At 40.4% G+C, this 23,123-nt stretch carries 21 protein-coding genes; 8 read left to right on the plus strand and 13 right to left on the minus strand.

Going from position 1 to position 23,123, the window contains the following annotated elements; genetic code table 11:
• Nucleotides 1-44: 44 nt before the first annotated feature.
• The 3 genes from gcvH to QWZ08_RS22550 form a co-directional block, all read right to left on the minus strand.
• A complete protein-coding gene (gcvH, locus tag QWZ08_RS22540) occupies nt 45-422 on the minus strand; it encodes a glycine cleavage system protein GcvH (protein WP_290339841.1) in 378 nt (125 codons plus the stop codon).
• Nucleotides 423-489: 67 nt separating this feature from the next.
• Nucleotides 490-1,248 (minus strand): peptidylprolyl isomerase, encoded by a 759-nt coding sequence (locus QWZ08_RS22545; protein ID WP_290339842.1) that lies wholly within the window; start codon nt 1,246-1,248, stop codon nt 490-492.
• 2 nt (nt 1,249-1,250) lie between these two features.
• Entirely contained in the window at nt 1,251-1,607 is a 357-nt protein-coding gene (locus QWZ08_RS22550) for a hypothetical protein (RefSeq protein ID WP_290339843.1), read from the minus strand.
• 201 nt (nt 1,608-1,808) lie between these two features.
• Here QWZ08_RS22550 and serS point away from each other — a divergent pair, with 201 nt between their 5' ends.
• Nucleotides 1,809-3,080 carry a serine--tRNA ligase gene (gene serS, locus QWZ08_RS22555; RefSeq protein ID WP_290339844.1) on the plus strand — a complete coding sequence of 424 codons (1,272 nt, stop codon included), beginning with the start codon at nt 1,809-1,811 and terminating at the stop codon, nt 3,078-3,080.
• A gap of 69 nt (nt 3,081-3,149) precedes the next feature.
• Here the strand turns inward: serS and QWZ08_RS22560 are convergent, their stop codons facing one another.
• The 3 genes from QWZ08_RS22560 to QWZ08_RS22570 all read right to left on the minus strand — a co-directional run bounded on the left by QWZ08_RS22560 (nt 3,150) and on the right by QWZ08_RS22570 (nt 7,906).
• Nucleotides 3,150-4,142, minus strand: a complete 993-nt coding sequence (locus QWZ08_RS22560) for a zinc metalloprotease (RefSeq protein ID WP_290339846.1) — start codon at nt 4,140-4,142, stop codon at nt 3,150-3,152.
• Between the two features lie 126 nt (nt 4,143-4,268).
• Complete coding sequence (locus tag QWZ08_RS22565) at nt 4,269-6,320, minus strand: OPT family oligopeptide transporter (protein WP_290339847.1); 2,052 nt, start codon at nt 6,318-6,320, stop codon at nt 4,269-4,271.
• Nucleotides 6,321-6,337: 17 nt separating this feature from the next.
• Nucleotides 6,338-7,906: a peptide MFS transporter gene (locus tag QWZ08_RS22570; RefSeq protein ID WP_290339848.1), complete on the minus strand. Its 1,569-nt coding sequence runs from the start codon at nt 7,904-7,906 to the stop codon at nt 6,338-6,340.
• A 194-nt stretch (nt 7,907-8,100) separates the two neighbouring features.
• On the opposite strand from QWZ08_RS22570, the gene purD reads away from it, so the two are divergent.
• The 7 genes from purD (at nt 8,101) to QWZ08_RS22605 (ending at nt 16,635) form a co-directional block, all read left to right on the plus strand.
• Nucleotides 8,101-9,381, plus strand: coding sequence for a phosphoribosylamine--glycine ligase (purD, locus tag QWZ08_RS22575; protein ID WP_290339849.1), 1,281 nt, complete (start codon nt 8,101-8,103; stop codon nt 9,379-9,381).
• Nucleotides 9,382-9,628: 247 nt separating this feature from the next.
• Nucleotides 9,629-10,654 carry a rod shape-determining protein gene (locus tag QWZ08_RS22580; protein ID WP_290339851.1) on the plus strand — a complete coding sequence of 342 codons (1,026 nt, stop codon included), beginning with the start codon at nt 9,629-9,631 and terminating at the stop codon, nt 10,652-10,654.
• 129 nt (nt 10,655-10,783) lie between these two features.
• Nucleotides 10,784-11,647 (plus strand): rod shape-determining protein MreC, encoded by an 864-nt coding sequence (mreC, locus tag QWZ08_RS22585; RefSeq protein ID WP_290339852.1) that lies wholly within the window; start codon nt 10,784-10,786, stop codon nt 11,645-11,647.
• 17 nt (nt 11,648-11,664) lie between these two features.
• A complete protein-coding gene (locus QWZ08_RS22590; protein ID WP_290339853.1) occupies nt 11,665-12,198 on the plus strand; it encodes a rod shape-determining protein MreD in 534 nt (177 codons plus the stop codon).
• Nucleotides 12,199-12,354: 156 nt separating this feature from the next.
• Entirely contained in the window at nt 12,355-14,445 is a 2,091-nt protein-coding gene (locus tag QWZ08_RS22595) for a peptidoglycan D,D-transpeptidase FtsI family protein (protein ID WP_290339854.1), read from the plus strand.
• Between the two features lie 6 nt (nt 14,446-14,451).
• The gene (gene rodA, locus QWZ08_RS22600) at nt 14,452-15,804 is read left to right on the plus strand and encodes a rod shape-determining protein RodA (protein WP_290339856.1); all 1,353 of its coding nucleotides are present in this window, start codon (nt 14,452-14,454) and stop codon (nt 15,802-15,804) included.
• Between the two features lie 84 nt (nt 15,805-15,888).
• The gene (locus QWZ08_RS22605) at nt 15,889-16,635 is read left to right on the plus strand and encodes an MBL fold metallo-hydrolase (RefSeq protein ID WP_290339857.1); all 747 of its coding nucleotides are present in this window, start codon (nt 15,889-15,891) and stop codon (nt 16,633-16,635) included.
• Between the two features lie 52 nt (nt 16,636-16,687).
• Here QWZ08_RS22605 and QWZ08_RS22610 read toward each other — a convergent pair whose 3' ends face one another.
• From QWZ08_RS22610 to QWZ08_RS22640, 7 genes are all read right to left on the minus strand, one after another.
• The gene (locus tag QWZ08_RS22610) at nt 16,688-17,107 is read right to left on the minus strand and encodes a hypothetical protein (RefSeq protein ID WP_290339858.1); all 420 of its coding nucleotides are present in this window, start codon (nt 17,105-17,107) and stop codon (nt 16,688-16,690) included.
• Nucleotides 17,108-17,126: 19 nt separating this feature from the next.
• Complete coding sequence (locus QWZ08_RS22615) at nt 17,127-18,323, minus strand: hypothetical protein (RefSeq protein WP_290339859.1); 1,197 nt, start codon at nt 18,321-18,323, stop codon at nt 17,127-17,129.
• A 32-nt stretch (nt 18,324-18,355) separates the two neighbouring features.
• Nucleotides 18,356-18,910 carry an RNA polymerase sigma factor gene (locus QWZ08_RS22620; protein ID WP_290339861.1) on the minus strand — a complete coding sequence of 185 codons (555 nt, stop codon included), beginning with the start codon at nt 18,908-18,910 and terminating at the stop codon, nt 18,356-18,358.
• 70 nt (nt 18,911-18,980) lie between these two features.
• Entirely contained in the window at nt 18,981-19,940 is a 960-nt protein-coding gene (locus QWZ08_RS22625; protein WP_290339862.1) for a transketolase family protein, read from the minus strand.
• A gap of 69 nt (nt 19,941-20,009) precedes the next feature.
• Nucleotides 20,010-21,038 (minus strand): UDP-glucose 4-epimerase GalE, encoded by a 1,029-nt coding sequence (galE, locus tag QWZ08_RS22630; protein WP_290339863.1) that lies wholly within the window; start codon nt 21,036-21,038, stop codon nt 20,010-20,012.
• 137 nt (nt 21,039-21,175) lie between these two features.
• On the minus strand, nt 21,176-22,318 hold the full coding sequence (locus QWZ08_RS22635; protein ID WP_290339864.1) for an inorganic phosphate transporter: 1,143 nt from the start codon (nt 22,316-22,318) through the stop codon (nt 21,176-21,178).
• Between the two features lie 31 nt (nt 22,319-22,349).
• Complete coding sequence (locus QWZ08_RS22640) at nt 22,350-22,997, minus strand: DUF47 domain-containing protein (RefSeq protein WP_290339865.1); 648 nt, start codon at nt 22,995-22,997, stop codon at nt 22,350-22,352.
• Between the last annotated feature and the right edge of the window lie 126 nt (nt 22,998-23,123).

Raw genomic sequence — 23,123 nt, forward strand, 5'->3', positions numbered from 1 at the left:
TACTGATTTCTGAAAAGAAATAAATGAAAAATTCGGGTTATAAATTAACCCACCAAGGCAGTATAATTTTCCGCAGTCAGCAAAGCTTCCACATCGGCGGTGTTATCAACAGTCATTTTTATCATCCAGCCATCACCATAAGGATCGCTGTTAACCAGTTCTGGTGCTGCTTCCAGCTTGGGATTAATCTCAGTGATTGTTCCTGCCACAGGTAAAAAAAGATCGCTCACGGTTTTAACGGCCTCTACGGTACCAAAAACTTCTTCGGCGGCCAATGCTTTTCCTTTGGTAGCAATATCTACGTACACAATATCACCCAGTTCGCCCTGTGCAAAATCTGTAATACCAATGGTGGCAATATTATTTTCTAACGAAATCCACTCATGGTCTTTTGTGTAGCGGAGATTTGAAGGAACATTCATGTTGTATATTTTAGGTGTTGAAATTTATGCCTGATACTTGATACTTGTTTCCGGTCTGCAAATTAAATCATTTTCCATCTTCTTTTATCACTTCCATTTTCATGCTAATATTGGTAAGCGGGCGGTTATTACCATCCTTTGCAGATTGTGCAATTTCATCCACTACCTCTATTCCGCTTTCTACTTCGCCGAAAACCGTATAGTTCATATCTAAATTTGGCGTACCGCCATTCATGGAGTAGGTCATTCGTTTAGCAGGTGAAAAATAAATGCCTTTCTGCATTTCAATCACGTCAAGTTCACTGTTGCTATACTTTCTTCCCTGTACAATATAGAACTGGCAACCACTACTTGCTTTTTGCGGGTTATTATCCCTGGCTGCCGCCAATGCGCCTTTTTTATGATACAGTGTGGAATCAAATTCAGCCGGTATGGTGTATCCCGCGCCGCCGTTGCCAATCAGTATGCCCGGCGCAGCATTTTTACTTGTCGGGTCGCCGCCCTGTATCATAAAGCCGGCAATAATACGGTGAAAAAGCAGGCTGTCGTAAAAATGGCTGTTCACCAGTTTTACAAAATTATCCCGGTGTAAGGGTGTTTTATCCGACAGTTTAACTATAATCTCACCCACGCTGGTGGTTATTTTAATTCTTACAGGCGTCGCAATTTTTACACTGTCGGTTATAGTTTTTTTTGCGACGGCAGCAACTGTTTTTGTTGTACGAACAGGGAGTTTTTTAACCGGTTTCTTTTTGTTCTGCGCATAAGACAAACAAACAGCGACACATAATACCATCATCAAACTTAGCCTTAAAAATAACTTCATTGTTAATCTTCTTTTTTATAAATCTGTTCAAAGTAAAGCAAAACATGGTCCTTTAAAAAATTCTCCTGTTCAAAAACATTGAATTCAGGCAATGGCTTTAATTGTTTAAAATGCGGCCAGCCTTCATCATCCAATCCTTCCATCACATAATAACCACTCTGCGACAAAACTGTGCAAACGGCAATGTGCATCAGGTCTTGCTTTTGTTCTTTGGTGTATACCTGTTTGCCTGTGCCCAGTTCCTGCACACCAATCAAAAAAAGTATGCCGTCCATATCCGGCTTAATGGCGAATTTTTCTTTTAAAAAAATACGGAGCTTTAACCACCTTACCTGTAAATCCTCTTTTGCATGTTCCATCGGGCAAATATAAATTTAAAAATGCGATTGGTGATAGAATATGGATGGCATTGATTGAACTGATTTACACCGGTAAATCTCAGACGGACAAATCGATTAAATACAAACCTGTCAAATCTTTATTACAGTCAGCCACTAAAAATCTGTACTTATCCGCTTAATCCGTATCATCAGTGTTCTATCTTTGGCAAAAATTTAAACATGTTACAGATTGGATTTATACGTCAGAACGCGGCATTGGTGAAGGAACGGCTTAGCGTTAAACATTTTGGCGACGTGTTGCTGGTAGATAAAGTAATAGCACTGGATGAACAGGTACGCAAATTAAAGGTTGAGTCTGAAACATTACAGGCAGAAATGAATGCTGCCAGTAAGGCCATCGGCCAGTTGATGGGCAAAGGAGAAAAAGAGCAGGCCGAACTAAAAAAGCAGGAAGTAACGCAGCACAAATCAACCTTGCAGCAGCTCAGCGAATCATTAAACCTAGCCGAAAAACAATTACAGGATGCAATTATATTATTCCCCAACCTGCCGCACGTATCCGTACCGCCCGGCAAAACGCCGGAAGAAAATGAAATTGTAAGAGAAGGCGGGTTAAAACCTTCGCTGCCTTCAAATGCAGTACCGCACTGGGAACTGATAAAAAAATATGACCTGGTTGACTTTGAAACGGGGGCTAAAATAACCGGCAGTGGTTTCCCTTTGTATAAAGGAAAGGGAGCCAAACTGCAACGTGCGCTGATACAGTATTTTTTAGATTACAATACGGCGGCCGGATATACCGAGTACCTGCCCCCGTTAATGGTAAATGAAGCCAGCGCTTATGGTACGGGCCAGTTGCCGGACAAGGAAGGTCAAATGTATCACGCTGCAGCAGACGGATTTTACCTGATACCAACCGCGGAAGTACCGGTAACAAATATTTACCGCGATGAAATTGTAAAGGAAGCAGACGTGCCGGTAAAAATGACGGCTTATACACCTTGCTTTAGAAGAGAGGCAGGCAGTTTCGGCAGCGACGTACGAGGCCTGAACCGGGTACATCAGTTCGATAAGGTAGAGATCATCCAACTGGTAAATCCCGATAAAAGTTATGATGTATTGGAAGAAATGGTGCGGCACGTGGAAACATTATTGAACCATTTACAGTTGCCTTATCGCATACTGCGTTTATGCGGCGGCGATATGAGTTTTACCAGTGCACTCACCTACGACTTTGAAGTATTCAGCGCTGCCCAGCAAAAATGGCTGGAAGTAAGTTCTGTAAGTAATTTTGAAAGTTTTCAAACCAACAGGATGAAGATAAGATACAAAAATGCCGAAGGTAAAACTCAATTGCTGCATTCTTTAAACGGCTCTTCCCTGGCGCTGCCAAGAATTGTTGCCTGCCTGCTGGAAAACAATCAAACCGATGCTGGCATTAAATTGCCACCTGTACTGCATGCATATTATGGCAATGCCATAATTCGGTAAGACGAAATGTAAATCATAAAAAAGGAGTTTGCTAATGGCAAGCTCCTTTTTTTATGACAGTAAGATTTATCAAAGTACTCTAAAGCCGGCCCTTGGTCCTCCAGTTGCAAATACAGCCTGCATCCTGGTTTTTTGTCCTGCAGAAAACATGTACATACATGCATCATCAGTATAATCCATATAGTTCATAGTCATTTCAACAGGTGTGCCTGTACAGGTACTGTAATGTGGATACGCAGGGCAACCAAAATTGGCTGCATTGTGGGTCGGCGTATCGTTTACCAAATCGCTGCCGCAATTGGCATCGCCCCAAATATGGCGCAAATTCATCCAGTGCCCTACTTCGTGAGTAGCAGTTCTTCCCTTATCATAAGGTGCAGTAACAGTGCCGGTATTGCCAAAAGCATTGTTGTCTATTACTACGCCATCGGTTGCTGTGCTGCCGCCGGGAAATTGCGCATAACCTAAAATACCGCCGCTGAGGTTGCAGCTCCATAAATTTAATTCAGTGGTTGGGTTGGTAGGATCAATACCGCCACGTTTGCTTTTTTTCATTGCATCATCCGTTCTCCAGCTTGCTTTTGTAGTGGCTTTTCGAATGATTTTATCCAATACAAAACTTACTCCCACATTGCCAGAAAGTACACTTTGAAATAATGTCGGTGTATTACCATAATCCGAATTCATCGCCTTAAAATCTGCATTCAAAACAGTAATCTGGGAGTTAATTTGCGCATCAGAGATATTTTCAGCCGCAGAGCTATACAATACATTTACTACCACGGGAATTTCAATGGTTCCATCTGCAAGCAACCTTGCCGCATCAGGGCTGGCCATAATTCTGCTGGTAAAGTTTTCAATGTCATCCATACGTTTGCGTAATCCCGGATCTGCTGCAAGGTTTGCTTGCAAAACTTCCATTGAACCACAGGTACGCCCTTGTAATGGTGATGCAATTGCTACAGCTTCGCCATTAATAGTTGCAGGCTTTTGATTATCGACTTTAGTACAGGATGCAAAAAACATCACGCCTGATAAGAGGTAAAAGCTAATTCTTTTCATGTTTAAAGTTTGGTTAAAAAAGTTCCAAGTAAATATATTAATTAAGATTATAAATTATGCTTTTGCACGTCGTTAGATATCAACATTTGTGCGCTTACATAAGGCTCGTGAAGACCGGGTCAGTCACTACTCCATCTCAATTTCACTTTTTTTCATCGCAGTTTTATACAACATCCAGCCCATCACTCCAAACAAAAAAGCACCAAGCAGGTAATACCCATTTTCAGTGAATGTTTTTATCAGCCAGCCTTGCAGGCTTATTTTGTCCATACCCGCAGCAATGGCTTCGTTCACGCCTAAAAAAGCAAAAATTACGCCCATTAAAGATCCCCCTGCAACCAAACCTGTGGCAAACAAATTGCCTGTTTGCAAATCTTCTTCACCTTCTTTTAAAGTATTTTTTTGTTTTTCTTTTACTTTATCAACCATACCCCGGATGGCGCCGCCAATAAATATCGGTAGCGTGGTGGATAAAGGCAGATAAACTCCGATGGCAAAATTCAGCGATTTAACGCCGCACAACTCCATCACCAAAGCCAGTGCAGCACCTACCAAAACAAAATTCCAGTCAAGGTTAAAAGAGAGAATGCCTTTTATCAAAGTAGCCATCAGCGTGGCCTGCGGCGCATTGTATTTGGTGCCTATCGCATGTGTAATGCCCTGCGATAACATGGCGGTGCTGGGCGTATCCAGCACTTTTATTGTAATGCCGATAACAATGGAAGAAACAATAGCGCCAATAAAAAGTGCAAGCTGCTGGTATTTCGGTGTGGATCCAACTAAATAACCTGTTTTTAAGTCCTGCGACGTAGCACCGGCATTTGCGGCAGCAATACAAACCATGCCACCAACCACCAATGCCATTGGCTCATAGGATTGACCAGTCCAGCCCACCGCCACAAAAATTAAACAAGTGATCATTACAGTTGCAATCGTCATCCCTGAGATGGGGTTGTTGGATGATCCTATAAGTCCCACAATGCGGGAAGAAACGGTAACAAAAAATGCCCCGAACACAATCACCAAAATTCCAACCAATGCTTTATTAAAAATATTATTGCCAGGTATAATGGGCAATACAGCCATCAATACAACCAGGGCGATGCTGCCAAATAAAACAATCTTAACATTCAGGTCTTTATCTGTTCTGCTAATGGTGGCGCCGGTTTTATCTTTCACCGAAGCAACACTTTCTTTAAAAGAAGTAATAATGGTAGGAATGGTTTTTATCAGCGTGATCATTCCACCGGCGGCAACCGCTCCCGCACCTATTTGCCTGATGTACGCCCGATAGATCGCATCTGCTTTATCAGCGAAAGTTAAAGTGACAGGATCCCAGTTGCCATAGTGTTTGGTGGTATGGGTAAGATCGGCCATAAAGCCCAGTTTGATTTGTTGCAATGCAATTACCTGGTCTGGAATTAAAGAAGATAATAACGGTATAAATACCAGCCAGCTTAGCACCCCACCTGCAACTAAAATGCCTGCGATTCTAAAACCAATAATATAACCTACGCCAAGATATTCAGGAGTAATGTCAGCAGCCACATTTGCCGAAGGGAAAATTTTATTGGATGCTTTTGTGGCAAACGAAGCAGTTTCTGCAACTACCTTAAATGCTCTTTGCAGCAGGGCATAAACAAAAGCAACGCCTAAACCATAAAAAGCAGTTCTGGCAACCGCACCACCTTTCTCACCTGCTTTTAAAACAGCCGCACAGGCGGTGCCTTCGGGGTAGGGTAATGTATCATGCTCTTTTACAATCAGCGAACGCCGCAATGGAATCATCATCAGTGTACCAAGCAAGCCGCCAAAAATAGCCAGCACCAGTATAATCACATAATCAAAATAATGAACGGAATCTTTTGCTGTTAAAAACAAAAAGCCTGGCAAAGTAAATACTACACCGGATGCAATACTTTCGCCGGCTGAACCGGTAGTTTGAATGATGTTGTTTTCAAGAATAGTCGTTTTAAACAATCGCTTGCCAAGTGTGATTGCCAGCACCGCAATTGGAATGGAAGCAGAAACGGTAAGTCCGGCATTCAATGCCAGGTATACATTGGCGGCGCCAAATAAAATCCCGAAAATGCTGCCCATTACCAGCGCTTTTACGGTAAACTCTTTCATGTTGGTATCGGCGCTAATAAAAGGTTTAAATATTTTCTGATCGCTCATGATAAACTATTTTAATATTACTCTTCAATCAGGGACATCATTTTCTTTAGTCGGTTAGATAACAAAAGGAGAATGATGCCTGCTATTCCGGCCATTATAACAAACAACATAAAAAACTCATAAAGATTTGAAATCTGGTATCCAAGAAAAGAAGTTGTTTTTCCTGCTGAGGGATATAGAGAGCTTAAAACACCAGCCAGTTTATTACCACCCGCATTCCCCAAAAACCATACAGCCATTAACAGTGAAGCAAATCGAAGTGGCGATAATTTATTGAACAATGAAAGACCAATCGGGGAAAGACACAACTCGCCCAAAGTGTGTAACAGGTACATTCCTGTAAGCCAGATCATACTCACCTGTACATTGGCTTGTATGTCTTTTACGCCATAGGCGATCCAGAAATAACCAGAAGCCAGTAAAATAAGACCTAAGCCCATTTTAGCAGGAGTTGAGGGTTGTTTTTTTCCCATTTTCAGCCAAATCCAAGCTAAAATGGGGGCAAGTATAATGATGAAAGCAGAGTTAAAAGACTGAAAGTAGCTGGAAGGCATTGTGTAACCAGGCCATAAATTGAGATTGGTTTGACGGTCTGCAAAAAACACCAGTGAAGCACCGGTTTGCTCGTAAGCACCCCAAAAGAAAATAACAAACACTGCTATAATTACCATTACCCATATCCGCTGCTTTTCATGAGCAGTAAGGTTTTTATCGGAAAAAATGAGGATAAGAATAAATAGAAAACTCGCCGAAAGAAGATAGAAAAGATAGCTCCATTTTGTATCGAGATACATGGCGCCAATCATAACTGCGGCAAATAGCAAAGTACCTATCGCAATATAAGCTGGATTGAGCCAGATGGCCGATGGTTTTTTAACCAACTTGTGTTCAATACCTGTTAAAGGATCAATAACTACCGGCGTGGCTCCCGGCGTTAAGCCAAGAATATTTCCATCCGGAGATTTTACGTATTTATCATGAAAAAGTTTTTGGATCACCAGGCTCAATAACATTGCTACACATCCAACCAAAAATGCCCATCTAAAATCCGCCGGATTACCGGTTTGACCCACCAGTCCGCAAATAAGTGGTCCTACCATTCCTCCAACATTAATTCCCATGTAAAAAATAGTATATGCAGCATCTTTACGATTATCACCATCCGGGTAAAGCTGTCCAACAAGCGAAGAAATATTTGGTTTAAAAAAGCCATTACCTGCAATCATAAAACCAAGGCCAGAATAAAAAAGAACCTGTGACAAACCCGGTGAAGAAGCATAAACAGACCCACAAAAAAATAAAATCAACTCACCAATTGCCATTACTAAACCACCAACCAAAATGGATCTTTTATTACCCCAGAAACGATCGGCGATATACCCACCCAATAAAGGGGATAGATAAATAAAGCCGATATAACTACCATACAGGTTGGACGAAAAATGATCATCAAAAAGTAAAGCCTTGGTCATAAAGAGTATCAGCAGTGCCCTCATGCCATAGAAGTTGAACCGCTCCCACATTTCTGTTGCAAACAGTACATACAATCCTTTTGGGTGGCCTGCGGTTTTTACCTTTTCATTCATATGTTTTTTTTGCTGGTGAATGTTGATTTTTATCGCTCAAAGTAGCCAATTTCTTTTAAGTAAAACAACCCATACCATTATTTCTCAAAAAATATAAACCGCAGTACCATTGCGTTTAAAAAAATTATGGTTTACTGTGGTGGCTGCTTTAATTTCGCAGCCCATAGATTTCACCCAACAATTAAATTAAATACATGAACATATTATTAGTGGGCGGCGGAGGAAGAGAGCATACACTGGCCTGGAAAATAAACAAAAGTTCCCTTTGTGATCAGTTATTTATAGCGCCCGGAAATGCGGGCACTCCGCAGTTTGGAATTAACGTACCAATTGCTGTAACCGATTTTGAAGGGCAGGCAACTTTTTGTATTGCCAATAATATTACTATGCTGATTGTAGGTCCCGAGGAGCCATTGGTAAAAGGCATTTACGACTATTTTAAAAACCGGCCGGATACTGCTCACATAGAGGTAATCGGGCCTTCAAAAGAAGCTGCCCAACTGGAAGGAAGCAAGGCATTTGCAAAAGCATTCATGCAACGGCATAATATTCCAACAGCGGCGTACCAGGAGTTTGATTCCAATTCTTATGAGGCAGGTATTGCTTATATCCGCAATCATTCCTTGCCGATTGTCTTGAAGGCAGATGGACTTGCAGCCGGAAAAGGGGTACTTATTTGCAATAACCACATCGAGGCCCTGGCAGAATTTCAGTTAATGATACAGCAGTCAAAATTTGGCGAAGCTGGTAGAAGGGTGGTAATAGAACAATTTCTGGATGGTATTGAACTAAGCGTTTTTGTACTGACTGATGGTATAAATTTCGTTGTACTGCCTGAGGCCAAAGACTATAAAAAAATTGGCGTTGGAGATACCGGCCCTAATACCGGTGGTATGGGTGCTGTAAGTCCGGTGCCATTTGCTGATGCGGCTTACATGAAGACTGTTACCGAAAAAATTATCAGGCCTACCATTGAAGGTTTGCAAAAAGAAGCACTCGATTATAAAGGATTTGTTTTTATTGGCCTGATTAATGTAAAGGGAGAACCTTTCGTGATAGAATACAACTGCCGCCTGGGAGATCCGGAAACTGAAGTAATTATTCCAAGGATTGAAAATGACCTGATAGCAGTTTTATCCGCTACCGCACAACAACGGTTAAACGAGATCGAAATCATTACCAGTAAACAAAGTGCGGTAACAGTGATGGCGGTTAGCGGGGGATATCCCAATGATCATGAAACAGGCAAAGTGATAAATGGTCTTGATGATACAAGGCTTAGTAACACAATGATATTTCATGCCGGAACCAGGCTGAATGGTGATCAGGTAGTAACCAGCGGTGGAAGAGTTTTAGCCGTAACTTCCTTTGGAAACAATCTTGTTGAGGCTGCGGAGCAATCGAATTATATGCTGGAGCAGATACATTTTGATGGCATGTATTTCAGGGAAGATATTGGATTTGAATTCAGGTAGTCTGTATCGTATCTATTATCATTCTTGTAATAAAACTATCAGGTAAAGTAACCCGATCGGAGAGGTTTATAACAACAACTAAAAAAATTAGCAGGACACTTTGCAGGACACGGTTTTCATCCTTTGGTGATTAGTTAAAACCATTCTGTAAATTGTTTGAAAATAAAGTATTTGTCATTGTTAATTCAAATAAATTAGTTCAACTTTGCGTTCATTATCTCACATTCTTTTTTCTCTAAAATAATTTATGGGTCTTTTTAATTTTTTCACACAGGAAATTGCCATGGATTTGGGCACTGCAAATACCCTGATAATCTTTAACGATGAAGTTGTTGTAAACGAGCCTTCCATTGTTGCCCTAGACAGAAACAATCCTAAAAATATTTTAGCGGTGGGTAAAAAGGCATTGATGATGCATGAAAAAACCCATGAAAGTATACGGACGGTACGACCATTAAAAGATGGTGTAATTGCCGATTTTAATGCTGCGGAATTAATGATACGGGAAATGATTAAAATGATCTATCCCAAGAAACCACTATTTGCGCCCAGCTGGCGGATGATGATTTGTATACCCAGCAGTATTACTGAAGTTGAAAAGCGTGCGGTGCGTGACAGTGCTGAACAGGCCGGGGCCAAAGAAGTTTATCTTTTGCACGAACCAATGGCGGCTGCCTTGGGTATTGGCATAGATGTGGAAGAACCTGTTGGAAATATGATCATTGACATTGGCGGTGGTACTACTGGTATTACTGTAATTGCATTGGCGGGTATAGTGTGTGATCAAAGCATTCGTATTGCTGGTGATGAATTTACAGCTGATATTATGGAAGCGCTCCGCCGTTACCATAGCCTGCTGATTGGCGAACGCACTGCAGAACAGATTAAGATACAGGTGGGTGCAGCAATGAAAGATCTCGAAAATCCACCGGATGACATCCCTGTAAATGGACGTGATTTGGTAACAGGTATTCCAAAGCAGGTGATGGTAAGTTTTCAGGAAGTGGCTGAAGCGTTAGATAAAAGTATTTTTAAAATAGAAGAGGCTATACTAAAGGCATTGGAAACAACACCTCCGGAACTGGCTGCCGATATTTACCGCCGTGGCCTTTATCTTACTGGTGGCGGCGCTTTGCTGCGTGGGTTGGATAAACGCATTGCCGCGAAAATAAAATTACCGGTACACGTTGCGGACGATCCGCTGAAAAGCGTGGTAAGAGGCACAGGCATCGCACTAAAAAATTATGATAAATATCCTTTTGTAATGCGATAGCCACGGCACAGCTTTTTGCCTGAATTATCTTCTTTATTGTTCGTGCGTTAAGTTCTTTTGTTTTGAAAACTGTGCTACATATCATATACTCAAGTTGCTCTCCCTTTGAGAGATTTGGAGGACTGCTTCATGCGTAATATCTTTCTTTTCATTCGCAGGTATTTTAATTTCATTTTCTTCCTGTTGCTACAGGTGTTTTGCATTTATATAATTGTTCATTATAACCGTTACCACAATGCGATAGCTTCTGTGTATGTAAATGAAGTAACAGGCCGGGTAAATGAACAATACAACAAAGTAGATTATTATCTGCAGTTAAAGAAAGCAAATCAGCAACTGGTAGAAGAAAATGAGCGGCTACGCAATGCGGCTAAAACAGATTTTGAAACACCGGATACTTCAGTAAAAATCGTAACTGATTCAATTCCATATGACACACTTGGCAATCACCGTAAATGGGCTTACCAGGCGGCCAAGGTAGTATCAAATTCTGTTACGTCACAAAGTAATTTTATTGTTTTAGGACGGGGTGCCGCACAGCAACTAAAAAAAGACGAAGGCGTAATAGATACAAACAATGGCGTAGTGGGAATTGTAACGGATGTAAGTGACAATTTCGCCGTAGTTATGAGCATGCTGCATAAAGACAGCCGCATCAATGCGTTGCTAAAGAATGATCCGCAGGGGGGTGGTACGATTGTTTGGGATGGTAAGGAACCTAATTATTTGTCTATGATTAATGTAAGAAAAAGTGCAAAAGTAGCCAAAGGAGATACAGTGGTTACAAGCGGCATCACTACTACTTTTCCGTATGGATTAATGATTGGCACGGTGGAAGAGGTATTACCGGAAAAAAGTTCCAATAACTACATCATCAAAATAAAATCAACAGCTAATTTTTATAATCTTCAGCACGTATATGCTATTGATAATTATCAGCGGGAAGAGATTAATAAATTGGTGGAAAAAGCAAAATCTAAAATTAATAATTAATTGCTGCGGCGGCATCGATGAGTACTCTGGTTAAAAATATTCTGCGGTTTATTTTACTGATACTGGTACAATTTTTTGTGCTGGACAGGGTGCATTTAAGTTACATGGTAACGCCCTATATCTACATTTTATTTATCTTCTGGATGCCCTTTAATTTCAGCCGCACCCTGCAAATGGTGCTGGCTTTTTTACTTGGTTTTGCATTGGACAGTTTCCGGCATAATCCCGGTTTTCACGCGTCAGCCTGTGTACTGATAGCCTATGTGCGGCCCTTTATAATAAATATTATGTTGCCGCATGAAGGCGCAGATACCAACTACGAAGAACCATCGCTGAAAAGCATGGGCGGTTTTATACCCTATATGGTATATGCCGGCGTACTAACCCTGCTGCATAATAGCTGGCTTTTTATGCTCGAAGCCCTGCAATTTGGGAATTTCTGGGAATTTATCGTAAAAACAATGTTTTCTACACTCATCAGCCTGCTACTTATTGTAGTCGCTGAATTACTGTTTTCAAGAAAACAAAAATTCCGTACCAACACTATTTGAATTATAATGCTTCAGGTTTGTTTAAATGGCCCGACTATAGTTTAAATTTGGTTAAGTACGCCGGCATTTAAATTCAATTAAGAATAAATTAAACCATAAAAATTGTCTGTTTTTAACCAGTCCCGCCAAAACGTAATCCGCTTAACCTTTGCTGTTATGTTTGTGGTGATCATCGCAAGGCTTTTTTCCCTGCAGGTGATTTCATCCAAATACAAAATTATGGCCGATGACCAGGGAAAATTCCGCAAGGTAGTTTATCCTGACAGGGGAATAGTATACGATCGCCATAATAACGTACTGTTGCAAAATACTACCATCTATGATTTAATGCTGGCACCTAATAAATTAAAAGGCGTTGACACTTTAGCCATGTGCAGAATATTGGATATAGATACAGCCCAGTTTAACAAAAGAGTTGTGGAGCTAATTATTAAAAATGGCAGAACCCGGCCATCTGTTTTTGAACCACTGTTAAGCGATTCAAAGATGGCTATGCTCAATGAGGTGATGTACAAATTCGCCCCGGCCTTTTATTTGCAGGAACGGTCTGTAAGAAGTTATCCGTACGATGCCGCCGCCAATGTGCTGGGATATACGGCAGAAGTAGATACTAATTTTTTAAAAAAACATAAGGATGAAGGGTATGTATCCGGCGATTATGCCGGTATGACGGGCATTGAACGCAGTTATGAAAAAGTATTGATGGGAGTAAGAGGCATTGAATATTGGAAAAGAGATAACAAAAACCGTCTGACGGAAAAATTAGAGAATGGAAAGTTTGACACAGCAGCAATTGCAGGCCAAAATATGCATACATCCATTGACATTGAATTGCAGGAACTGGGCGAAAAACTGATGCAAAATAAATTAGGTTCTATCGTAGCCCTCGACCCCAGAACCGGTGGTATATTGGCAATGGTAAGCGCCCCAACTTACAAGCCGAAATTTCTTTCAGGCAGTGAGAGGAGGAAGCATTTTTCGGAACTTTTTTTGAACCCTGCCCTTCCATTGTTAAACAGAACTGTGGGTGCAACCTATTCCCCGGGGTCAACTTTTAAAACGCTTCAGGCATTGATAGGTCTGCATGAAGGTGTTATCAATACTCATTTTAAAGTAGCCTGCTCCGGAGCCTTTTATGGTTGCGGAACAGGGAAGCCAAAATGCTTAGATAAAGGTGTTTTTGATCTGCGCGGGGCTATAACTGTGTCCGATAATACTTATTTCGCCACAGTTATGCAAAAAGTGATCAACAATCCCAAATACCCAACTATCGACAGCAGTCTTTCCAATTGGGACAGGTATATGTATGCCTTTGGTCTGGGACATCGACTGGGTGTAGATGTGCCCGCAGAAAAAAAGGGATTTATTCCAACAGCGGATTATTTCAACAGTCCAAAAAGATATGGGGAAGGAAGATGGAACTATTGCAATTTTGTTTCTGTGAGTATTGGGCAGGGCGAGGTAAATGTTACTCCCTTACAGGTTGCCAACGAGATGGCTTATATTGCCAATAAAGGGTGGTATAAAACTCCTCATGTGGTTGATTCTATTGAAGGTGGCGACAAATTTAATATGTTGGCAGCTTTTAAAGAACAACACAACGCCATTGATATTCCAGACAGTGTTTTCGAGGCGGTTCATGATGGTATGGAGGGAGTGGTTGAAAGGGGTACAGGTTTAGGAGCCAAAGTAGAAGGAATTAGCATTTGTGGTAAAACGGGTACAGTTGAAAATTATATTGGTTTGGTGAAACAACCTAACCATGCGTTCTTTTGTGGCTTTGCCCCAAGAGATAATCCCAAAATTGCTATAATGTGTGTTGTAGAAAACAGCGGAAAATTTGGGGGCACTTATGCAGCGCCAATTGTTGGGTTGATGATTGAAAAATATCTAAAAGACTCTATTACTGGCACAGCAAGGCTGGCACAAGTTGAACAGTTGTCTAACCTTAATTTAATACCTGCCCGTATTTATGCTGCCATAAAAACCCAGGACTCATTACGGCATTTGAAAGATTCAGCTTACATGGTTGCAAAAGGCTATCTTAAAGGGATAAAAGATACCATGGAACTGGAGCAGGACGATGAATCAGATTTATTGGATAAAATCAAGAAAGATGCTGACAGTACCACAAAAAAAGAATTGCCCAAAAAAGACAGCAACAATAATTTACCCGGAATGAATACAGATGCAGTTTTGCCTAACGAAAAAAGAAAGACAGAGCCGAAAGACACTGTAAAAAATTAAAATGAAATGTATCAGAAAAGTCCGGAAATAGGAAAAGGAGTTGACTGGTTGTTGATATGGCTGTACGCCACGTTGGTGGCCATAGGTCTGTTGTGCATCTTTTCTGTAGAATACCGGAATGGAGACGGAGTATTGCAAAGTTTTTTAGGGTTTAAAAAAAACTATAGTAAGCAATTATTTTATTTTGGTGCCTGTATAATACTCGCTTCTTTTATCTTGTTAACCGACAGTAAGTTATTTACTGCCACTGCCAATTTATCTTACCTGATAGGCATTGCATTGATATTGGCCACCTTTGTTGTAGGAAAGGAGATTAAGGGATCCAAAAGTTGGATACCATTGGGTTTTATGAATCTGCAGCCGGTTGAATTATGTAAAATATTTACGGCTTTGGCACTGGCAAAATTCCTGTCGATGACGGAAACGAATTTTACCAGGCCGGCGGCACAGCTGGTGGCTGCTGCAATTTCTTTTACGCCGGCAGCACTGTCAATACTGCAGGGAGAAACCGGATTGGCACTCGTATATTTTTCTTTTCTGATCCCTATGTACCGCGAAGGATTGCCGCCGGGATACCTGATAGTAGGCGCTGCGATGGCAGTATTGTTAGTCGCCTCGCTATTGTTAAGTACCAAAACATTGCTGATTGCTTTCAGCGCATTGGGCGTGCTGGCACTTTTTATAAATAAAAAGCAAATCAGGCGTAACAATGGATTATTGCTGATGATTATTGGCTGTTGGGCTTTTTGTATTTTGTTTGTAGGGGTTATTGTTCCATTTACATTTAAACATGTATTTAAAAAATACCAGGCCGACCGTATATTTAGTATGGTGGGCGTTGATAACCCTTTTGCCGGTAAAAACACCGGCGAACTGGTTAATACAGCCGATGAAAAGGCTAAGCAAAAGAAGAATGATCAGCAGAATTACAACGTAAAGCAATCAAAAATTGCTATTGGCTCAGGAGGTTTGGCAGGTAAAGGTTTTTTAAAAGGCACGCAAACACAGGGCGATTTTGTACCCGAGCAACATACAGATTTTATATTTACATCCGTTGGCGAAAATTTTGGTTTTTGGGGCAGCACTTTGCTGATGCTGATTTACCTGGGCTTAATATTACGCATTGTTACCATTGCAGAACGACAACGCAGCACTTTTAGCAGGGTATATGCGTATAGTGTTGCAAGTATTTTCTTTTTTCATGTGGCCGTAAATATTTCTGTTACTATAGGCCTGGCACCGGTAATAGGCATTACACTGCCATTGCTAAGTTATGGCGGTTCGTCCCTGTTAACTTTTACTATTTTACTTTTTATATTAGTGAGGCTGGATGCGGACCGGCAAATGGTACTGCGATAAACGATATCTGCCGCAAACGATTTTATTTATCATTACTCCCGGATGATTTGGAGTTTAAAATTCAGACTGATAACAAAACCATTAATGAAGATTATACCACTGAGTGAAGGTGCTTTTACTGTTGACAAAACGAAAAAATTTGTTGCTTTCGATAAAGAAAATGATGATCTGCAGCAGCGTTCTGCAGGCAGTTTGCTTGTTGAAGTACAGCCCTTTTGTATTGTTACAAAAAGAGACATTATTGTCATTGATACCGGCCTGGGATTTACCAAACCAGACGGCGTATTGCAGATACATCATAACTTGTTGGATAATAGCATAAACCCAATGGATGTTACCAAAGTTTTACTAAGTCACCTGCATAAAGATCATTCCGGCGGTATTAGCGTCGAAGACAAAGTATTGCATCATCACTTTCTTAGTTTCCCCAACGCAATATATTACGTTAATAAAGAAGAACTTGCATTTGGCCTGGATAAGTCCAACAGCTCATACATTACAGAAGATTTTGAAATTCTTTCCAACAGCGACAAGGTAATTTTTACAGAAGGCAACGGAGTGATTGATGGCTATATCCGGTATGAAGTTACTGGCGCACATTCACCCTTTCATCAGGTTTTCTGGATTGAAGAAGATAGCAAAACCGCTTTTTTCGGAGGTGACGTGGCACCGCAGTTACAACAAATGAAAAGCCGTTTTATTGCCAAGTATGATTTCGACGGGAAAAAATGTATGGAATTAAGGCAGCAATGGTGGCAAACAGGACAAGAAGAACATTGGACTTTTCTGTTTTACCATGATATTAAAACGCCTTTTGTTGAATTAGACTAATAGTAATAAATACGAACTTCCTTTAAGTCTTAACAACTCAACAACGGAGCTCCTAAAAATTTCTTCTGAAGGGTCTGTTTGGCCGGTTTTGCAACTGGTTTTGTTTACGCATAGCTTTAAACAATAACTGACGAAATCTGCCTTCTGCGTTGTACATATTATTCACCCTCTGCGGACCTAATATTTTAGTAAACCGGTCCCTGTAACTCTTTCTAAGATTCAGCACTTTTTCATCTCTTTCCAGCACATCCGGGTTGTCAATTTTGGTGGCAGCCAATTCCTGTGAATATTGATTATATACTGGCCAGAATTGTTGCGCTTCCTGTGGCGTAAGCGCCAGTTCCCTGCTGATAAAAGCTACTTTAAGTGCTTCAATATCCGCTTGTTTTTTACCAGCAAAATCCTGTTCGTCCTGCGCTTTTGCCAAACCTGTGATGGTTATAAATAACAGCAAAAAGTATAGCTTTTTCATATCTCTTCTCCTTTACTGTTTAGTTTTTAAAATTGATTTTATCCAGGTAATTATCCAGCGTTTTATCATCCAGCAAATAGTCATCCTGATTTGGTAAATCAATTTCATCAGGGCTTGACGTTAACAAGGATACATCTTCTTCGCTGCCATTTTTTTCAAGATAACTGGTAATATCATCTTTAGTTAAATTATTTAATTCCGCATTGAATTCTTCTTCATTCATACTTTTCCCTTTTTCAATAGCTGGATCTAGCTTGGCAAAAGAAGTCGGAGTACTTTCTGTTTTGGGTATCATTGGCTGGTTGACAGATTTATAAACTCCCAAAGCTATGGCACCAGTTATAGCAGCAGCTGCTGCATACCTGAATAAAGCTCTTACTTTAGGCATTCCAATAACCCGGGTATCTCGCATTGGCACCACTTTCACCGGTTGTACTACATTGAATACATTATATGAGACAGTATTAAAATAACCGGCAGGTACATCAAAAACATTCACGTGCTGAATATTCAGCAATAATGGAGATATTTTTTTCAGTTCCGATGCAGGACTTTCCTCTAAAGCTTTTACGGTGTTTAAAATTCCTGAAGACAGGTTGTCAAAATATCCTGCAGGGGTTTCAAAGATGCTCAAATGCTTTAGACTCAACAATAATGGCGATACTGTTTCCAACTCATTTCCGGCGCTTTCTGGCAACGCTTTAACCTTACTTAACATAGCAGAAGACAGGTTTTCAAAATAGCCAACATGTAATTCAAAAACATTGGCATTTTTCGCTGTCAGCAATAAAGGCAAAATTTTTTCCAGTTCCTCAAGTGAATTTTCCGGCGATGTTGTTTTTAATTTATCTAAAATAAGGGATGGTAAATTGTCAAAATATCCTTGTGGAACTTCAGATAATTTACCCGGTTGTTTATTTTTCCATAAGGAGGGGATGGCAACACCTTCTTCTCCAACTTCCGTATTATCAGGCTGACTAACCGCCTTTAATTTATCAAGAATAGATGAGGATAAATTGTCAAAATATCCGGCAGGCACATCATTCTGTTGAATAGGAGAATTTGTTCCCGCCTGTTCATTTAAACAAACTAAAATGGTATCTCCAAGGGTATCAAAATAACCATTCGGTACAGACAATACATTCGCCTTTGGCAAACCTGCCAAAAGAGGACTTAATGATTGCAACTCAAATAATATGTCATTGTCTGGTTTCACGCGTTTTTTAGACCTTCAGTGAGGTAAAAAGTTTAATGGTTTAATATATAGTCTTCTATTTTTTTTACTGCGTGATGATAGCTAGCCTTCAAGGCACCTTCGCTGGTTTCAAGCACAACACTCATTTCCTGGTAGGGCATTTCGTCATAATAGCGAAGGTTAAAAACCACCCGTTGTTTTTCTGGTAGTTGTTGCATGGCCATCTGCAGTTTCCATTCAATTTTGTTACTGTCGTAGTTCTTGTCAGCTTTTAATTTGTTGCTTAAGCCATTCTCCACATCGCTGAGCGAAACCGAAGCCCTTTTCTTTTGCTGCTCCAGGTATGTCAGGCTTTCATTGGTGGCAATGCGATAAAGCCAGGTATACAGCTGGCTGTCTTCCCTGAAATTATCAAGTGCATTCCAAACCTTTATAAACATATTCTGCAATACATCATTTGCATCTTCATGGTCAACTACCATGCGGCGGATATGCCAGTATAATTTTTCCTGGTACTTTTTAATGATAGCTGTAAATCCCTTTTCTTTTGTAGCGGGATTTTTAAACTGCATTAGTAGTTCAGTATCGTCTAAGTGTGGTTGGCTCATATTGTTTAACAGGTATAAAAATAGAAAAAACCAATCTAAGATTGGTTTTTTGATCAAAAGTTTAATTGAGTTATCCCTTTTTCCTAGCAATTACCTTTTCGGCGGCGGCCACAATATTAGGAGTATCTAAACCGTACTTGGTTAATAGTTCCGTAGGTTTACCACTCTCACCAAAAGTATCATTGGTGCCAATAAACTCAATGGGGATAGGTAAGTTTTTAGCCGCAAACTGGGCAATACTGTCGCCTAACCCCCCAATAATGTTGTGTTCTTCGCAGGTTACTGCGCAGTTGGTTTTTGTAATGGATTCCATGATGGCTGCGACATCCAGTGGTTTGATGGTGTGAATATTTATAATTTCCACGCTGATACCTTTTTCTTCCAGAATTTTTCCAGCTTCAATTGCTTTCCAAACCAGGTGACCACAGGCAAAAATGCTTACATCCTTACCATCAGAAATTTTTTGAGCTTTGCCGATAATAAAATCGCTTTCTTTTGTAAATATCGGCCATACCGGGCGGCCAAAACGCAGGTAAACTGGCCCTTCAAATTCTGCAACGGCCATGGTTGCCGCTTTGGTTTGATTGTAGTCGCAGGGGACTATTACCGTCATGCCTGGTAACATTTTCATCATACCAATATCTTCCAAAATCTGGTGTGTAGCACCATCTTCGCCTAAAGTAAGGCCAGCATGCGAAGCACAGATTTTTACATTTTTGTTACTGTAAGCAACCGACTGACGGATTTGATCATATACACGACCGGTAGAAAAATTAGCGAAAGTAGTGGTAAAAGGAATTTTACCGCCTATGGTTAAACCTGCAGCTACGCAAATCATATTCGCTTCTGCTATACCACACTGGATAAAGCGCTCCGGGAATTCTTTAACGAATGCATTCAGCTTCATGGACCCTAACAGATCTGCTGTTAATGCTACTACATTTTTATTTTTTTTGCCAGCTTCTAAAATGCCATCTCCAAAACCGCTGCGGGTATCTTTGTTACCTGTAACCTGTATTTCTTTTAACATGGAATATTTGCTTATCTTTTTTAAAATTGGGCGCAAGATAAGTCTTGTGGACAATTAACCCAGTGTTTTTTAGCTCGTTTTATTATTTTTCAAGGTAAGCTCCCATTTCCAGGCACTATCCATCATTTCTTCCAGGCTTTTGGCTGGCAGCCAGCCCAATTCTGTTTTAGCTTTGTTGTTGTTAGCATAGATGGCTACCACATCACCCGCCCGGCGGGGGCCGATAGAGTAGCTTAATTTAACGCCGCTTGTTTTTTCGAAAGCTTTTATAACCTCCAAAACCGTAAAGCCATCTCCAGTACCCAGGTTAAATATTTCGGGGTTTACTTTATTTTTTTTGTTGATCAGCAGATTCAAAGCAAGGGTATGGGCATGTGCTATATCGCAAACATGAATATAGTCACGTACGCAGCTACCATCTCTTGTCGGATAGTCTTCACCCCAAACCTGCATTGTGGGCAATTTGCCGATGGCAGTCTGTGTGATGGCAGGTACCAGGTTGGCTGGTCTGCCTAAGGGAATTTCGCCGATTAAAACAGAAGGATGAGCTCCAACGGGATTGAAGTATCGCAGCAAAATTCCCTGGAGCGAACTGCTTTTTACAGCATCCGTCACAATTACTTCACCCATTTGTTTGGTAGCGCCGTAAGGCGATTCAGCAGGCTTTTGTGGTGTTTCTTCGGTTACCGGAATAGCGTCAGGATTACCGTAAACGGTGCAGGAAGAAGAGAAAACAAAGTTCGGCACCGCGTATTTTTCCGCACACTTCAAAATGTTTACCAATGAGCCGAGATTGTTCTCGTAATACATCAGCGGTTTTTCAACCGATTCGCCAACGGCTTTGTAAGCAGCAAAATGTATAATACCATTGATATCTTTGTTTTCTTCAAAAATGGTTTCTGTTTCTTTTAAATTACACAGGTCAACCACGTAATTTTTAATTTTTTTGCCAATAATTTTTTCAGCGCCTTCCAATATAGATATATTACTCCTGGAATTGTTATCTACAGAAATTACTTCGTACCCATTTTGTACAAGGTCTACTATTGTATGTATCCCAATATAGCCGCAGCCACCGGTAACCAATATTTTGCTCATGTCTGTTAATTGAGTTTAGATTAAGTGTTGCGCAAAATTAGGGTATGTTTTTCATCAAATAAAAATCGCCAGTTTGAATGACTCTTAAGGTATTCAAACTGGCGATAAAGCATTACCGCTTTCAGCAATTAAGACTGCTACAAGAATAGTTTCAGCAATTGATAAACCAGCGCAGCCAATAAACCACTGACAGGGATGGTTAATATCCAGGCCCATACAAGACTTACTGTTACACCCCAGCGAACTGCACTTAAACGTTTGGTAGCGCCTACACCAACGATAGCACCCGTAATAGTATGCGTCGTACTAACGGGAGCACCCAGGTTAGCGGCGGTAAATAAAGTGATGGCACCGGCGGTTTCTGCGCACACACCTTCCAGCGGGGTAACCTTCGTTATTTTGGTTCCCATTGTTTTAATAATTTTCCATCCACCACTTAAAGTACCAACAGAAATAGCAGTATAACAGACAAGTGGAACCCAGTTTGGCATGTCTTCTAATCTGGCAATACCGTAACCACCATGTGACTGACTATAAACCAAAGCCGCTGAAATAATCCCCATTACTTTTTGGGCATCACTGCCGCCATGGCCAATACTGAACGCTGCGGAAGACACCAGCTGTAATTTTTTATACATATTGCCTGTTCGATATGCGTTTTCACCTTTAATATAATTCACAAAATAAGTAATGACAAAAACAATACCCAGGCCCAGCAAAGCCCATCTTTCAAACTCTTTTTTAAAAGGAATAAACAGGACGCATGCCGCTACAAGGGCAATTATAATACTTATTTTAAGCCAGAAGTTTTTTTGAACTGTTACAAGGGTAATAAAAACAGAAATCAGCATTCCTATCAGGGGTGCCAGTACAATAAAAATGATTGTTTTATAAATGCTTTGCGCATCAATACTGCTGAATCCTGCATGCGCAATAGCTGCACCTGCAAAGCCGCCAATCAAGGTATGAGAAGAGGATGAAGGAATGCCATACCACCAGGTAAGCAGGTTCCAAAAAATGGCTGCTATAACCCCGGCCAGTATAACTATGAGGGTAATGCTTTCTTTATGAACAGTTTTGGCAACAGTATTGGCAACGCCATGATCGTGAAATATAAAGAAGGCTACAAAGTTGAAAAATGCAGCCCAGATAACAGCCTGAAAAGGGGTTAAAACTTTGGTGGATACAATGGTGGCGATGGAGTTAGCCGCATCGTGAAAACCGTTTATAAAATCAAATGCAACACAAAGAATAATGATTACAACTAGTAACGTACCCATAATTTTTTTTTGGCAATGCTTAATTAAGCGGTTAAGCGTATTTCACAATGATCGATTCTATAACGTTGGCTGCATCTTCACATTTATCAGTAACAATTTCCATCACCTGGTAAATCTCTCTCTTTTTTATAACTTCTTTCGCATCGGGTTCGGTTGCAAAAAGACGTTCAATGCTCATATCAAAAATATCATCGGCCTGGTTTTCTATACTATTTATGGCAACCAGGGCGTCTGTTATCTGGCGCATATTTTTCATATTGCGCAATTCAGTAACTGCCTTATGCACCTGAACACAACCAACGGCAATTAATTCAGCCATTTTGAGAAAGCCTGTTTCATTGGGATTAACGCGATAGAAGTTTATTTTTTTTGCCGATGCATAAATATAGTCGGCAATGTCATCAAGTGAAGTAGCTAAATAATGAATGTCTTCCCTGTCAAATGGCGTAATAAAATTTTTACCCAATTCGGTAAATATATTATGAGTATAGTCGTCATTCACATGTTCCATGTCTTCAATTTCCTGTATTAATTGACCTCTTTTATCAAAGTCGGGTTCATTTACAACTTCCTTGAGTTTGTACCCCATTTTAACAAGCTCCTCTGCAACACTTTCAAATAGCTGATAAAACACCCTGTCTTTAGGTAAAAAGATCTTGAAAATTGAATTTAATCCCATGGTTTAAAATTTCCGCAAAGGTTACATATTGCCTTAAAAGAATAAAGCGGTTTTGAAATGGTAACATTTTGGTAATACAGAAGTAATATTAAATTGTTATTACCATAGAATTTAATTGTTAAAGTA

This window comes from Ferruginibacter paludis (genome assembly GCF_030409685.1).
Classification (GTDB): domain Bacteria; phylum Bacteroidota; class Bacteroidia; order Chitinophagales; family Chitinophagaceae; genus Ferruginibacter; species Ferruginibacter paludis.

What these genes read in the sequence shown, in the direction of transcription:
- gcvH (WP_290339841.1), bottom strand. Translation starts at nt 422, where the DNA reads ATGAATGTTCCTTCAAATCTCCGCTACACAAAAGACCATGAGTGGATT.
- QWZ08_RS22545 (WP_290339842.1), bottom strand. Translation starts at nt 1,248, where the DNA reads ATGAAGTTATTTTTAAGGCTAAGTTTGATGATGGTATTATGTGTCGCT.
- QWZ08_RS22550 (WP_290339843.1), bottom strand. Translation starts at nt 1,607, where the DNA reads ATGGAACATGCAAAAGAGGATTTACAGGTAAGGTGGTTAAAGCTCCGT.
- serS (WP_290339844.1), top strand. Translation starts at nt 1,809, where the DNA reads ATGTTACAGATTGGATTTATACGTCAGAACGCGGCATTGGTGAAGGAA.
- QWZ08_RS22560 (WP_290339846.1), bottom strand. Translation starts at nt 4,142, where the DNA reads ATGAAAAGAATTAGCTTTTACCTCTTATCAGGCGTGATGTTTTTTGCA.
- QWZ08_RS22565 (WP_290339847.1), bottom strand. Translation starts at nt 6,320, where the DNA reads ATGAGCGATCAGAAAATATTTAAACCTTTTATTAGCGCCGATACCAAC.
- QWZ08_RS22570 (WP_290339848.1), bottom strand. Translation starts at nt 7,906, where the DNA reads ATGAATGAAAAGGTAAAAACCGCAGGCCACCCAAAAGGATTGTATGTA.
- purD (WP_290339849.1), top strand. Translation starts at nt 8,101, where the DNA reads ATGAACATATTATTAGTGGGCGGCGGAGGAAGAGAGCATACACTGGCC.
- QWZ08_RS22580 (WP_290339851.1), top strand. Translation starts at nt 9,629, where the DNA reads ATGGGTCTTTTTAATTTTTTCACACAGGAAATTGCCATGGATTTGGGC.
- mreC (WP_290339852.1), top strand. Translation starts at nt 10,784, where the DNA reads ATGCGTAATATCTTTCTTTTCATTCGCAGGTATTTTAATTTCATTTTC.
- QWZ08_RS22590 (WP_290339853.1), top strand. Translation starts at nt 11,665, where the DNA reads ATGAGTACTCTGGTTAAAAATATTCTGCGGTTTATTTTACTGATACTG.
- QWZ08_RS22595 (WP_290339854.1), top strand. Translation starts at nt 12,355, where the DNA reads ATGTTTGTGGTGATCATCGCAAGGCTTTTTTCCCTGCAGGTGATTTCA.
- rodA (WP_290339856.1), top strand. Translation starts at nt 14,452, where the DNA reads ATGTATCAGAAAAGTCCGGAAATAGGAAAAGGAGTTGACTGGTTGTTG.
- QWZ08_RS22605 (WP_290339857.1), top strand. Translation starts at nt 15,889, where the DNA reads ATGAAGATTATACCACTGAGTGAAGGTGCTTTTACTGTTGACAAAACG.
- QWZ08_RS22610 (WP_290339858.1), bottom strand. Translation starts at nt 17,107, where the DNA reads ATGAAAAAGCTATACTTTTTGCTGTTATTTATAACCATCACAGGTTTG.
- QWZ08_RS22620 (WP_290339861.1), bottom strand. Translation starts at nt 18,910, where the DNA reads ATGAGCCAACCACACTTAGACGATACTGAACTACTAATGCAGTTTAAA.
- QWZ08_RS22625 (WP_290339862.1), bottom strand. Translation starts at nt 19,940, where the DNA reads ATGTTAAAAGAAATACAGGTTACAGGTAACAAAGATACCCGCAGCGGT.
- galE (WP_290339863.1), bottom strand. Translation starts at nt 21,038, where the DNA reads ATGAGCAAAATATTGGTTACCGGTGGCTGCGGCTATATTGGGATACAT.
- QWZ08_RS22635 (WP_290339864.1), bottom strand. Translation starts at nt 22,318, where the DNA reads ATGGGTACGTTACTAGTTGTAATCATTATTCTTTGTGTTGCATTTGAT.
- QWZ08_RS22640 (WP_290339865.1), bottom strand. Translation starts at nt 22,997, where the DNA reads ATGGGATTAAATTCAATTTTCAAGATCTTTTTACCTAAAGACAGGGTG.